Source organism: Rhizobium esperanzae, from assembly GCF_002204185.1.
GTDB lineage: Bacteria > Pseudomonadota > Alphaproteobacteria > Rhizobiales > Rhizobiaceae > Rhizobium > Rhizobium esperanzae.
In genome coordinates this window covers 235137-248752 of record NZ_MXPU01000002.1, presented here as the reverse complement: position 1 = coordinate 248752, position 13616 = coordinate 235137, and the positions used below count along the sequence as shown (strand labels likewise).

The following is a 13616-nucleotide window of genomic DNA, read 5'->3' as shown; positions in this document are numbered from 1 at the left end:
AAAACAGGTCGAACCGGGAAGTGAGCCTCATGGACATGCAACTCGCGCCTGCGCCGCTCGTGACGGATCCTCGTCGCCGGCTTATCCTCTTCTTCTTTCTGATGACCGCCATGTTCATGGCCACACTCGATAATCAGATCGTCTCGACGGCGCTGCCGACGATCGTCGGCGAGTTCGGCCATCTTGAACGTTTCGGCTGGATCGGCTCGGCCTATCTCCTGGCGCTCAGTGCGGTCATGCCGCTCTACGGCAAGCTCGGAGATCTCTTCGGCCGCAAATATGTGATGATGACAGCGATCGCAATCTTCACGGGCGGCTCCGCGATCTGCGGCCTCGCCGTCTCGATGAACACGCTGATCGCCGCCCGTGTGCTGCAGGGCCTCGGCGGTGGCGGCATCATGGTATCGATCTTTGCCGTCAACGCCGATCTGTTCGGCCGCGCGAGCGGGCGCGTTATCAAAGCTATTCCAGCCTCGTGCTGATGGCTTCGGGTGCGATCGGCCCGGTGCTTGGGGGAACGATGAGCGATCTCTTCGGCTGGCGCTCGATCTTCCTCGTCAACGTGCCGATCGGTTTCATCGTGCTCACCGGCCTTGCCTTCATGCTGCCCTACCGCAAGCCGCATCGACGCCCGAAGATCGATTATGCCGGCGCGCTCCTGATCGCGCTGACGACGACGAGCATCGTGCTTGCCACAGACAGCAGCGAATTGTTCGGCTCGTTGATCTCACCACAGAGTATCGGGATCGTCGCCTTCGGCGCCGTCTGCGCCGTCGCCTGGGTGTTCGTCGAGCGCCGCGCGCCGGAGCCGATCGTTCCCCTGCAGCTCTTCCGCAATGCGACCTTCAGCCTGCTGCTGGTAATATCGGTGATGGGCGGCGCCATCGCCATCGGCATGGTCAACTATCTCGCTCTCTTCCTGCAGACGACGACCGGCCTTTCGCCATCGGCCGCCGGCCTTCTGTTCATTCTGCTGACCGGTGGTCTCGTCTGCGGATCGCTTTCGGCCGGGCGTATCATCTCGATGACCGGCCGCTACAAACCATTCGCCATCACAAGCCTCGCCTGCAGCGCCATTGCCTTCGCGCTGATGTCGCAGGTCCATGCGGGAACTCCGATCGCTTTCATCGGCGCTATCATGATGCTGCATGGCATCGGCATCGGCCTTGCGCAGCAGGTGCCTGTCATCGGCGTGCAGAATGCCGCCCCCGCCCGCGACGTCGGCGCCGCGACCGGCTCGGTGACGCTCTCGCGCATGGGCGGCGCCTCGATCGCCATTTCGATCTACGGCGCGATCATCGCCTCCGGGCTCGGCAAGGTCGGCGCTCCCATTCCCGGTGTTGCGGATATCGAACAGCTGACGCCGAAGATGATGGCTGCCCTTCCCGAAGCGAGCCGCCAGGCCGTTGCGGATGTCTATGCCGCCGCCTTCTCGCCCCTTTTCATGACTTCCTGCGCCATTGCCCTGATCGGCCTTGCTGCCGCAATGACGCTGAAGCCCGTGCAGCTGCCGCGCACCGGGGAAACGAAGCGACCGCAATCGGCGGCGGCGGAAGCGGCGGAATAGCGGGCGGCATAACGGGAATATTCACCAGCAGACGTTCCATTATCGCGTAAATAAATTAAAAGTTGCGATTTTCACGGAGAGCTGCCGTTCTCCACCCTGTTGCTTCAATCACGCCGTTCTTTTTTCGTGCCGCCGACAAATCTATGCCTGGTGACGGAACTTTCGCCATAATTTCATCCGAGCGAAGGGAACCTTGATGCCTGAGGCTTGCTAAAATGCAACGGCGCCACAATTAAACAGAGTCTCGCTATGCAACCGATGCGTAAATCAGTTACAGCAACGACGTGTATCGGCCTAGCATGCGGCGCGAGATCAGGGGTGCGCACCTGTTGAGTTCCCCTTGCCAAGGCCGGTCCCCATCTGCGGCAAACCGGCAAAACAGCGACATGATGCGGAGAACCAGACTGGACAGCTTGACGACGTGGAAATCGCCCGCGCTTTCCAGTGCTGCCATCTCTGCGGCGCGCCGCTTCGCCCGTCGCCTCATGCTGCTTTCAACCGTCGCAATGGCGCTGAACGGGTGTCAGTCGCTGATCGAACAATCCTACCAGCCGAGCATCTCGCCTTCCTCCAATCCCCAGATCGTCGACGAGGTGCAGAAGAACGATCCGCGCGCGGCGATGGGCGCCCGCGAGCATCCGCGTATCGTGGCAAGCTACGGCGGCGAATATAAGGATGCCAGGACCGAGCGCCTCGTCGCCCGCATTGCCGGCGCACTGACGGCGGTGTCGGAAAATCCGAGCCAGTCCTACCGCATCACCATCCTGAACTCGCCTGCGATCAACGCATTTGCGCTGCCGGGAGGGTATCTCTACGTCACCCGCGGCCTGCTCGCCCTTGCCAACGACGCCTCGGAAGTCGCCGCTGTGCTGTCGCACGAAATGGGCCACGTGACAGCGAACCACGGTATCGAGCGGCAGAAGCGCGAAGAAGCCGAAGTCATCGCCAGCCGCGTCGTCGCCGAGGTCCTTTCGAGCGACATCGCCGGCAAGCAGGCGCTTGCCCGGGGCAAGCTCAGGCTTGCCGCCTTCTCCCGCCAGCAGGAGCTGCAGGCCGATGTCATCGGCGTGCGCATGCTCGGCGAAGCCGGCTACGACCCCTATGCCGCCGCCCGTTTCCTCGATTCCATGGCGGCCTACAGCCGCTTCATGTCGGTCGACCCGGAAGCCGACCAAAGCCTCGACTTCCTCTCGAGCCATCCGAACTCCGCCCAGCGCATCGAACTTGCCCGCACCCATGCGCGCGCCTTCGGCCAGGAGGGGGCGGTCGGCGACAAGGGCCGCGACTACTATCTCGACGGCATTGACGGCCTGCTCTACGGCGACAGCCCGGAAGAAGGTTACGTGCGCGGCCAGACTTTCCTGCATGGCGGCCTCGGCATCCGCTTCGACGTACCGGCGGACTTCAAGATCGACAATAAGGTCGAAGCCGTAATGGCCACCGGCCCCAACGACATCGCCGTCCGCTTCGACGGCGTCGCCGACAACCAGAACCAGAGCCTCGCAAACTACATCTCCAGCGGTTGGGTGACCGGTCTCGACCCATCGACCATTCGGCAGATCACCGTCAATGGCATGGAAGCAGCCACCGCCCGCGCAAGCGCCGACCGCTGGGATTTCGATGTGACCGTCATCCGCAATAATGCGCAGATCTTCCGTTTTCTGACCGCCGTGCCGAAAGGCAGCGACGCCCTCGAACCGACAGCCAATGTTCTGCGCGCCAGTTTCCGGCGCATGACACCGGCCGAAGCTGCCTCGCTGAAGCCGCTGCGCATTCGCGTCGTCACCGTCCGGCCCGGCGAGAACATCTCGACGCTTGCCGCCCGCATGATGGGCACCGACCGCAAGCTCGATCTCTTCAAGCTCATCAATGCCCTGCCGACGGGGGCGGCCGTTTCCCCTGGCGATCGCGTCAAAATCATCGCCGAATAAAAAAAGCCCGGCTTGCGCCGGGCCAGTCGGTGCTGCTGGAGGGTAAAGAAGTTCAAGCGTAGGCCGCCATATGAGGGTCGGCGCTGACCAGTGCGCTGCGAAGCTTTTCCATCGCCCGGCTTTCGATCTGGCGCACGCGCTCCTTGGAAATGCCGAGATCGGCGCCGAGTTCTTCGAGCGTGGCGCCGTCTTCCGCCAGGCGCCGGGCACTGATGATCTTCATCTCGCGTTCGTTGAGATGTTTCAGCGCCGAGGCGAGCCAGACGCGGCGGCGCTCGCCGTCGATCATATTGGAAACCTGCTCGTCCGGCAGCGGATCGTCGCTGACGAGGAAATCCATCTTCTCCGCACTCTCGGAATCGCCGGAGACGGAAGGCGCCTGCAGCGAAGCGTCGTTGCCTGAAAGCCTGGCATCCATGGTCTGCACATCGGCGAGGCTGACGCCGAGAGCCGCGGCGATTTCCTGGTGAATGGATTGCAGCGTCAGCTGCGTATCGCCCCTGGCGAGTTTGGCGCGCAGGCGGCGCAGATTGAAGAATAGCGCCTTCTGCGCCGAACTGGTGCCGCCGCGCACGATGGACCAGTTGCGCAGGATATAATCCTGGATCGACGCCCTGATCCACCAACTGGCATAGGTCGAAAAGCGCACGTCGCGTTCCGGTTCGAAACGCGCGGCGGCTTCCAGCAGGCCGACATAGCCCTCTTGCACGAGGTCGCTCATCGGCAGGCCGAAATTGCGGAACTTACCGGCCATGGAGATAACCAGGCGCATATGCGCCATGGCGATTTGGTTGCGCGCACCGCGATCGTCGTGATCTTTCCAGCGGGTGGCGAGATCGTGCTCTTCCTGACGGGCGAGATAAGGGGCGGCCATCGCGATTTTGATCATGCGCCGATCTGCAGACATGTTCTTCATTTCGATCTCCCGAAACAGGCCTTCGCCCTGAAAATGAACAATAAAACTCACCTTCCGGAACATCGCTGTCCGGATTGAATGGGGTTCCGAATGCAAAAGGGCCTCACCCTGGACTTTTCAGGGAAAGGCCCTATTTCTCATCATGTGCCGCTAAGACGGCTGGGTCGGACCTGTTTCTTCACGTTGCCGAACGGGCAATATTGAAAAGGCATGAGCCGCTCCTCACCGAATATTGACGGAATAGCAGTTCGCCCGACGAGCCAGCGCCCGGCGAGCAGTCCGCAATTACGTGTAGTAAACGCGTCAGTCGGGAAAAAGTTCCAATAAAAAACCCGGCGCGACGGCCGGGTTTTTTTATGGGAGAGACAGGCTTGCCTTAAGCGGCTTCGTCCTGCGAATCGTCTTCTTCGATCGCCTTGCCGCGCTTCGGACCCTTGTTGAGGTTGGTCTCGACGAGGCGGACAGCTTCGGTTTCCGACATCTTGTTGACAGCGGCGATTTCGCGCGCCATGCGATCGAGCGCTGCTTCGTAGAGCTGGCGCTCGGAATAGGACTGCTCGGGCTGGTTTTCTGCACGATAGAGATCACGCACGACTTCAGCGATGGAAATCAGATCGCCGGAATTGATCTTGGCATCATATTCCTGAGCGCGGCGGGACCACATGGTGCGCTTGACGCGCGCCTTGCCCTGCACAACCTTCAACGCACGATCGACGAAATCCGTTTCCGAAAGCTTGCGCATTCCGATGCTCATCGCCTTGGCGACCGGAACCTTCAGGCGCATCTTGTCCTTTTCGAAATCGATAACGAAAAGTTCAAGCTTCATGCCGGCAACTTCTTGCTCTTCGATAGCGGTGATGGTACCGACGCCATGAGCGGGGTAGACGATCGATTCACCGGTCTTGAAGCCGTGACGTGCTGTAGAAGGTTTTTTCTGCTGAGTCGTCATTCTAATCAAAAACTCCCTGTTACGCTTCCGGCGGCGGCCGGAGCCGGGTCAGTCAGGCCCGGTTGAGACGGTTGCATCCGTCGGGTGACTTCACTCTGGTCCCATCAGCCAAAAGCAAGGACTTCTTGCGCGCGATCTGGGGGACCCGGCGCTCAAAGCGTTGATATGTCACGGAAACCGCGTACGGATTGGTTTTGCTTTCGTGATGGTTTTGGGCATGCGTCATGCCACAAATGGAACAGTAGGCGAAACCTATCACAAAAATATGAGGAAATCAATAATTTGCTTCGTCTGAGTCATGCGGCCAACACAGATCACCCATATGCCAGACGCAGGATTTAAAACGTTTCACCGCATGGCCGCTCAAATGCGACGGCCGAATCGCGCAACCGTCTTAGTCGCCGGAACCGGGTTTTTCGGAGAAGTATTTCTCGAATTTTCCGGTCTGGCCATCCATTTCCTTGGCCTCCGGCAACGGGTCCTTCTTGACCGTGATATTCGGCCAGATGCTGGCATACTCGGTATTGATCTTCAGCCATTTGTCGAGGCCCGGCTCGGTATCCGGCTTGATCGCCTCGGCGGGACATTCCGGTTCGCAGACGCCGCAATCGATGCATTCGTCGGGATGGATGACGAGAAAATTCTCGCCTTCATAAAAGCAGTCGACGGGGCAGACTTCCACGCAATCGGTGTATTTGCACTTGATGCAATTGTCGGTCACGACATAGGTCATGAAGAACTCCAGGATTTCATGCGGATGGGGCCGGGCAACCTGGAACGTCGCGCCTATCCCCTTGCCGGGCGAAAAGCGTGGACAGGCTTGGCAGGCAAGCACGCTTCCGGCAAGTTGTCAGTGACCTATCGGCTTTAGCGCCGGATTTCAAGGATAAACGATCTGCAAAAGCCGCCGCCGGAGACAGAGTTTTCTAATCCTCGTCCGACATCAGCCTGTCGATTGCACGTCTTTCCTTCTTGGTCGGACGGCCGGTACCGGTCGCACGGGTCGCTTGCTCAAACGGCGTGAGACGTTTTGTCTCATCCGGCGATGGGGATTGGTCGTCGTAGAGCAGGCGAGCCTCCTCATAGGGACCCCGCCGATCCCCGGCGAGACGAACGACGAGGACGACGTCGCGCCGCTCCAGCGTCAGTTCGACGCGGTCACCCGGCTTGACCATCTGGCTCGGGTGACTGCAGCGCTCGCCGTTGATGCGCACGTGCCCCGACTGGACATGGCTCTGGGCCAGCGAGCGCGACTTCACCATGCGCGTGAAGAACAGCCACTTGTCGATGCGCTGGCGCGAACCGCTTGCCGGCTGTGTCTCCCCGCCCATGATTACTTCTTCATCTGTTCCTTGAGAGCTGCGAGCTTGGCGAAGGGCGAATCCGGATCGATCGGCTTCTCCTTGCGCGGCGGCTTGGCCTCGAAGCGCAGCGGCTGGGCGCCGCGATTGTTGTTGCGGTCGTTACGGTCATTGCGATCGTTACGCTCGCCGCGGTCCTTCCGGTCGCCACGATCCTGACGATCACCGCGCGGCTGGTCCTTGCGCTCGCCCCTTGCCTGCTGCGGCCTGCCGCCGTCGCGGCCGCCACCGTCCTTGCCGCGGCCGTGGCGGTTGTCGCGCCCGTCGCCGCCACGGTTGCCCTCGCCGCCTTCACCACCGTTCGGACGGCGATTGCGCTCGCCGCGATCCTGGTTCTGGCCGCCCCGGCGTTCGCCATGGCCGCTGCGTGCTTGGCGATGATTGTCATTGCGGCCGCCGAGACGCCACAAAAGAACCGGCTTCGGTTCCGCCGGCTCACCAGCTTCCCCGGAAGCGGCAGCCTCTGCCGAAGCAGTTGCCTCCGTCTCTTCGGCCGCCGCGTTGCCGTCGCTCGCTTCTGTCGCGGGGACGTCGGCCGCCGTCGAAGCTGGCTCGGCTGCGGATGCCTCGGAAGCAGCCTCTTCGGTCGCTCCGTCGGCATCGTCGTGATCGGCTTTTTCCGCCGCTTCTTCCGCGGATGTTTCCGCGGAGGCGGCAGGGGCTGAAGCTGCGTCCTGCGCCGCAAGATGGGCCGACGCCTCTTCCGCCTTCACGGCATCGGCGCGATAGCCGAGGCCCTTGAGGATCTCTTCCATGTCCTCGAGCGTCGCCCCGAGAATCGACAGCATCGCCGTCGTCGTCGTGAAACGGCGACCGTCATAGGCGCCTTCCGGACGATTGCTCTGACCGGGCTTCCATTGCAGCAGCGGACGGATGATATCGGCGAGCCGCTCCAGGATGTCGATGCGCACGGCGCGCTTGCCGAGGAAACGGAAGCCGGCGAGCTTGTAGAACATCCGCTCGAAGCTCGGATCGGTGACGACCGAGGTGCGCCCGGCGGCAAGCACGGGAATGAGATCGCCGTAACCCGGCTTGTCGAGACCGTCGTTCTTCAACGCCCAGAGCAACGTGATCAGTTCGGCAGGTGCCGGCTTCAGAAGGGCCGGAACGAAGATATGATAGGCCCCGAAACGCACGCCGTAGCGGCGCATTGAGGCGCGAGCCTCCTGATCCAGCGACTTCACCTCCTCGGTGACATCACGGCGGAAGAGCACGCCGAGATTTTCGACCAGCTGGAAGGCAAGGCCCTTGGCAAGACCCTGCAGGTCTTCGGCGCGCGACAGATCGTCCAGCGGCTTCAACACCGTGCTGATGTGATGATTGACGAAACGTTCTATACGGGCGGCGACGTGATCGCGGGCATTGCCCGTCAACTGCTCGTCGGCAAGCAAAATCACACGCGGACGCATGACGTGGTCGCTGCCGGAAAGCCGCGCCACCGGATCGCCGAGCCAACGGATCAAGCCATCCGAACCGATCGCCAGATCGCTATTGCCCGCGGCATGCAGCCGGGCCGCACGGGCCTCGAACTCGAGCGCGAGCGCCTTCTGCGACGCAGCCTGAACCGCCTTGGCATCCGGTCCATCCGTTCCCGCCACCGGGGTGAAACGGAATCCGCTCAACTGCCCTACATGATGTCCTTCAACGAAGACATCGCCATTCACACTGATTTCAGCTTCCAGCATCGCATTCTCTCTCAGGCGCTTCATGAGCACAGATGTCCTGCGATCAACAAAGCGTTTCGTCAACCTTTCATGTAACGCATCGGACAATCGATCTTCGATTTCCCGCGTCTTTTCCTGCCAATGTGTCGGATCGGCAAGCCAGCCGGGCCGATTCGAAACGTAGGTCCAGGTCCTTATCTGCGCGATTCGCGCCGAAAGCGTGTCAATCTCCCCATCAGTTCGATCCGAGCGATGAACCTGCTCCGCAAGAAACTGCTCATTTACCGTGCCATAGCGCACGAGATCGGAAAAGAGGGTCGAAATAAGATCGGCATGTTGGGCCGGAGTGATACGCCGGTAGTCGGGCAGCGCGCAAGCCTCCCAGAGTTTTTCGACACGGGCTGGCCTGTCGGCGAGGTCCATTACCTCGGGGTAGCGCGAAAGCTGCTCGAGCGCCTGCTGGTCGACCGCCGGCAGCGCCCGCGTCAGCCCGGGCACGCGCGGCCCGGCCTCCAGGCTGGCGCGCAGCGACTGAATCGAGGAAAAGTCCATCTCCGTCGTGCGCCACTGCAGAACCTTGACGTTGTCGAATTCATGTCCCTCGATGCGCTGCACCAGTTCCTCGTCGAAGGGCGAGACCTGGCCGGTGACGCCGAAGGTTCCGTCCCGCACGTGCCGTCCGGCGCGGCCGGCGATCTGGCCGAGTTCGGCCGGATTGAGGTTGCGGAACTGGTAGCCGTCGAATTTTCTGTCCTGGGCGAAGGCGACGTGATCGACATCGAGATTGAGGCCCATGCCGATCGCATCGGTCGCCACCAGATATTCGACGTCGCCCGCCTGATAGAGCGCGACCTGCGCATTGCGGGTGCGCGGGCTGAGCGCCCCCAGCACGACCGCCGCGCCGCCGCGCTGCCGGCGGATGAGCTCGGCGATGGCATAGACCTCATCGGCGGAAAAGGCGACGATGGCGGAACGCTGCGGCAGCCGGGTGATCTTCTTCTGCCCGGCGTAAAGGAGATGCGAAAGCCGCGGCCGCTCGACGATCGTAATCCCGGGCAGGATGTGCTGCAGGATCGGCCGCATCGTCCCTGCACCCAGCAGCAGCGTTTCATCACGGCCGCGAAGGTGCAGGATGCGGTCGGTGAAGATATGCCCACGCTCGAGATCGCCGGCGAGCTGCACCTCGTCGATCGCGACAAAGGCGGCTTTGGTCTCCCGCGGCATCGCCTCGACCGTGCAAACGGAAAAACGCGCATTGGGCGGCGAAATCTTTTCTTCGCCGGTGACCAGCGCCACGTTCTGCAAACCGACCTTCTCCACCACCCGCGTATAGACCTCGCGGGCCAGGAGCCTGAGCGGCAGGCCGATCACGCCGGTCCCGTGTGCGACCATGCGCTCAATGGCATAATGGGTCTTACCGGTATTGGTTGGTCCAAGCACCGCGGTCACACCGCGCCCGCTCAGAATCATCGGCTGCGAAGTCAGAGTCATGGTCCATGCAAGTGAGGCAAGCGCGCCCCGGGAAAGTTTTGCCCTCTCGATGAGGCACAGAACACATGGACAGCTGCCGCCGCAAACGCAAGGGCAGATTTCAAAATGCGCCGGGGATTGCGACCTTTGCGAGTCGTCCAGGCGGTGCGAATTTCCGATTTGGAACAGCGTGAGAACGAATCAGAGACGAATCGCTGACTCCTGCTGATTCAGCTTTTGTTCACGGCTAAGTATTGATTTTGAATCACTTTTTCCTACTAAATGCTGAATCGCGGGACTCTCTCCTGCTCGCATTTTTGTCGCCCTGCCTGAGGTCTGTCATGCGCTTTTCGCCAAGTGAAAAAATCCGCCGAAATTAACCCTTCGATCAAATCCGGAACGAATCGGGACGAATCGCCGACTGTGCTGTTTTCCCCTTTCGTTCACGGCCATATCTGGTGGTGTCGTGATGGTCCGCCGCTAGATGCGGGGCAGCGGAAAGGTCTCGTCACGTCGGTGTTAATCTTCCGGCGAGCAAATTCACACAGCGTTAGGCCTGACCCGCTTGCGCCACTGGACCGATCAAAAACGGAACGAATCACCGACGAATCGAAGACATTCAGACCTTCCCGCTTTGTTCACCGCAACATGTTGTATCTAAATGCCTTTTTAACCATACGAGCGATTTGTCGGGGGTGAGGGTTCACAAACCATGAATCGCCTTGCGTCCTAATTCACGCGCCCAACCGGGAACAAAAATCGCCAATGCGTGTTTCTTGTCCATCCAGATTGCGGATGAAATGAAGGAAAAACACCATGCTTGGCACGATACTTCTCGTTATCCTCATTCTGCTCTTGATCGGAGCCTTGCCAAATTGGGGTTATAGCCGTGGCTGGGGCTATGGACCTTCCGGCGGTTTGGGGCTAGTTCTCGTCATTATCATTATCCTTGTACTAATGGGCCGCATCTAAAGCCCGACAACCTGGGGAGTTACGACATGATGAAGAAGATTGTTCTTATTGGCGCGCTCGTGGGCGCTCTCGCATCCTGCACCGCGACCGAGCAGGGCACGGCGATCGGCGCCGGCACCGGTGCGGTCATCGGCGGCGCCGTCACCAACAGCTGGGGTGGTGCCGCTGTCGGCGCCGTTGCCGGCGGCCTGACCGGCGCTCTCATCGGCCAGTCGGTCGAACGCCGCGGCTACTGCATCTATCGCGATCGCTACGGCCGCCGCTACGAGGCTCGTTGCCGCTACTGACCGGCAAACGCATATCGGACTTCCCAACGGGCGCTTTGGCGCCCGTTTTTCTTTGCCGGCGGGTCCGTCAACGTGGCGTTGACGGTCGCGAGAGAGGCGAGGAACGTAGGCAGCGCAACATACCCTTTCTCCCCAGCGCGGAGAAGGTGCCGGCAGGCGGATGAGGGGGCCACACGGAACATCCCTCCCCTTAAAATAATCTATCGAAGTCCCGGATGGGTGGGTGATTGGAAAGACCGGCGGCGCCGGCCCTACGGGCACCTTCTCCACGAGGGGAGAAGGGGGAATCGAGAGGCCAGTGCTGTCCCTTCGCCCCGTTTACGGATGATGAAAAGAACGGGCCGAGACCAATGGTTCGGCCCTGTTGGCTTCGGATAAGGGGCTAGGTTGCTTTGCTCCCAGGATCTGCTGTCTTAAACGAAGAACTGCCCGCCATTGGCCGTCAGCGTCGAACCGGTGATGAAGCCGGCATCGTCGGAGACGAGGAAGGTGACGCAGCGCGCGATTTCTTCCGGTTCGCCGAGCCGGCCGACCGGGATCTGCGGAATGATGCGTTCATTCAGCACTTTCTCCGGCACGGCAAGCACCATTTCCGTCCCGATATAACCGGGGCAGATGGCATTGACGGTGATGTTTTTCGCCGCCCCTTCCTGGGCAAGCGCCTTGGTAAAGCCCAGATCGCCCGCCTTGGCCGCCGAATAGTTCGCCTGGCCCATCTGGCCCTTCTGGCCGTTGATCGAGGAGATATTGACGATGCGGCCGAAGCTGCGGTCGCGCATGCCGCTCCAGACCTGATGCGTCATGTTGAACAGGCCGGTCAGGTTGGTGTTGATCACCTCGTGCCACTGTTGCGGCGTCATCTTGTGGAACATCGCGTCGCGGGTGATGCCGGCATTGTTGACGAGGATTTCGACCGGCCCGATCTCTCGTTCGACCTTGGTGATCCCTTCACCGCAGGCAGCGTAGTCCGAAACATCCCATTTGAATACCGCAACCCCGGTGACGTCGTGGAAGGCATGAGCCTTCTCGTCGTTACCGGCATAAGTGGCCGCAACCCTGTAGCCGGCATTTTTCAGCGCCATGGATATCGCCGCGCCGATGCCGCGTGTACCTCCGGTGACCAGAGCCACTCTGCTCATGTTCCGCTCCCCCTCTGTGTTTTCGCCACTCGTGGCGGCATTTCAATCAATGACGGATCGTATGCTATTAAAGTGCTTCAAAGCACATGGCGACGCCCATGCCGCCGCCGATGCAAAGCGTGGCGAGGCCCTTCTTTGCGCCGCGGCGCTTCATCTCGAACAGCAGCGTGTTGAGAATACGCGCGCCGGAGGCGCCGATCGGATGGCCGATCGCAATCGCCCCGCCATTGACGTTGACGATCGACGGATCCCAGCCGAGATCCTTGCTGACGGCGCAAGCCTGAGCCGCGAAGGCCTCGTTGGCCTCGACGAGATCGAGATCGTTTACAGACCAGCCGGCCTTTTCCAGCGCCTTGCGCGACGCCGGGATTGGGCCGGTGCCCATGATCGAAGGATCGACGCCCGCCGTTGCCCAGGAAACGATGCGGGCAAGCGGCTGAATGCCGCGCCGGGCCGCTTCCGCCTCGCTCATCAGCACGGCGGCGGCAGCGCCGTCGTTGAGACCGGAGGCATTAGCGGCGGTGACCGTGCCATCCTTGTCGAAGGCCGGGCGCAGCTTGCCCATCGCCTCGAGCGTCGCACCGTGGCGGATATATTCATCGGAATCGACGGTCACGTCGCCCTTACGTGTCTGGATAATGTAGGGAATGATCTCGTCGGTGAAGCGGCCGGCCTTCTGCGCCGCTTCAGCCTTGTTCTGCGAGGCGACGGCGAACTGATCCTGGTCGTCGCGCGACAGCTGCCACTGCCGTGCGACGTTCTCGGCGGTGATGCCCATATGGTAGCCGTGAAAAGCGTCGGTCAGGCCGTCCTTGATCATCGTGTCGACCATCTTCATGTCGCCCATCTTCGTGCCGCTGCGCAAGTGCGCGGCATGCGGCGCCATCGACATGGATTCCTGGCCGCCGGCAACGATGATCCTGGCGTCGCCGGTGGCGATCTGCTGCATGCCGAGCGCGACGGCGCGCAGGCCCGAGCCGCAGAGCTGGTTGACGCCCCAGGCCGTCGTTTCCTTCGGAAGGCCGGCCTTGATCGCCGCCTGACGGGCCGGGTTCTGGCCTTCGCCCGCGGCCAGCACCTGACCGAGGATCACCTCATCCACCTCGCCGGCGTCGACGCCGGCGCGCGCGAGCGCGCCCCTGATGACGGCCGCGCCGAGTTCATGCGCGGGGACCGTTGCGAATGCGCCGTTGAACGAGCCGACGGCTGTCCGACCTGCGCTGGCGATGACGACGGATGAATTGCTCATGGGGAGGCTCCTCGTTTTTCGTCCCACTTACATAAGCGGAAACTGGCAAAGCTTTGAGCACAAGTCAAACGGGAAGACTGGCCGCCGCGATTTTTCGGCGGCAGCCGTCAA

At 61.4% G+C, this 13616-nt stretch carries 10 protein-coding genes and 1 pseudogene; 4 read left to right on the top strand and 7 right to left on the bottom strand.

Annotated elements, in window-relative coordinates:
- Positions 1–29: 29 nt before the first annotated feature.
- Together B5E41_RS03515 and B5E41_RS03510 are read left to right on the top strand one after the other, a co-directional pair.
- A pseudogene (locus tag B5E41_RS03515) lies at positions 30–1567 on the top strand (MDR family MFS transporter).
- A gap of 386 nt (positions 1568–1953) precedes the next feature.
- Complete coding sequence (locus B5E41_RS03510; protein WP_088391079.1) at positions 1954–3498, top strand: M48 family metalloprotease; 1545 nt, start codon at positions 1954–1956, stop codon at positions 3496–3498.
- A 52-nt stretch (positions 3499–3550) separates the two neighbouring features.
- Here B5E41_RS03510 and B5E41_RS03505 read toward each other — a convergent pair whose 3' ends face one another.
- The 5 genes from B5E41_RS03505 to B5E41_RS03485 form a co-directional block, all read right to left on the bottom strand.
- Positions 3551–4414, bottom strand: coding sequence for an RNA polymerase factor sigma-32 (locus tag B5E41_RS03505; protein WP_064806404.1), 864 nt, complete (start codon positions 4412–4414; stop codon positions 3551–3553).
- A gap of 376 nt (positions 4415–4790) precedes the next feature.
- Positions 4791–5363, bottom strand: coding sequence for a CarD family transcriptional regulator (locus B5E41_RS03500; RefSeq protein ID WP_011427211.1), 573 nt, complete (start codon positions 5361–5363; stop codon positions 4791–4793).
- A 394-nt stretch (positions 5364–5757) separates the two neighbouring features.
- Positions 5758–6096, bottom strand: a complete 339-nt coding sequence (gene fdxA, locus B5E41_RS03495) for a ferredoxin FdxA (RefSeq protein ID WP_011427210.1) — start codon at positions 6094–6096, stop codon at positions 5758–5760.
- 193 nt (positions 6097–6289) lie between these two features.
- Positions 6290–6694 (bottom strand): RNA-binding S4 domain-containing protein, encoded by a 405-nt coding sequence (locus B5E41_RS03490; RefSeq protein ID WP_088391077.1) that lies wholly within the window; start codon positions 6692–6694, stop codon positions 6290–6292.
- 2 nt (positions 6695–6696) lie between these two features.
- Complete coding sequence (locus B5E41_RS03485) at positions 6697–9879, bottom strand: helicase-related protein (protein WP_088391075.1); 3183 nt, start codon at positions 9877–9879, stop codon at positions 6697–6699.
- A gap of 795 nt (positions 9880–10674) precedes the next feature.
- Here B5E41_RS03485 and B5E41_RS03480 point away from each other — a divergent pair.
- Positions 10675–10830 (top strand): DUF3309 family protein, encoded by a 156-nt coding sequence (locus B5E41_RS03480; protein ID WP_003543790.1) that lies wholly within the window; start codon positions 10675–10677, stop codon positions 10828–10830.
- A gap of 26 nt (positions 10831–10856) precedes the next feature.
- Positions 10857–11117, top strand: a complete 261-nt coding sequence (locus B5E41_RS03475; protein WP_009991900.1) for a YMGG-like glycine zipper-containing protein — start codon at positions 10857–10859, stop codon at positions 11115–11117.
- A gap of 413 nt (positions 11118–11530) precedes the next feature.
- On the opposite strand, the gene phbB is transcribed toward B5E41_RS03475, so the two are convergent.
- Positions 11531–12256, bottom strand: coding sequence for a beta-ketoacyl-ACP reductase (gene phbB, locus B5E41_RS03470; protein ID WP_064805631.1), 726 nt, complete (start codon positions 12254–12256; stop codon positions 11531–11533).
- A 67-nt stretch (positions 12257–12323) separates the two neighbouring features.
- A complete protein-coding gene (locus B5E41_RS03465; protein ID WP_088391073.1) occupies positions 12324–13505 on the bottom strand; it encodes an acetyl-CoA C-acetyltransferase in 1182 nt (393 codons plus the stop codon).
- Between the last annotated feature and the right edge of the window lie 111 nt (positions 13506–13616).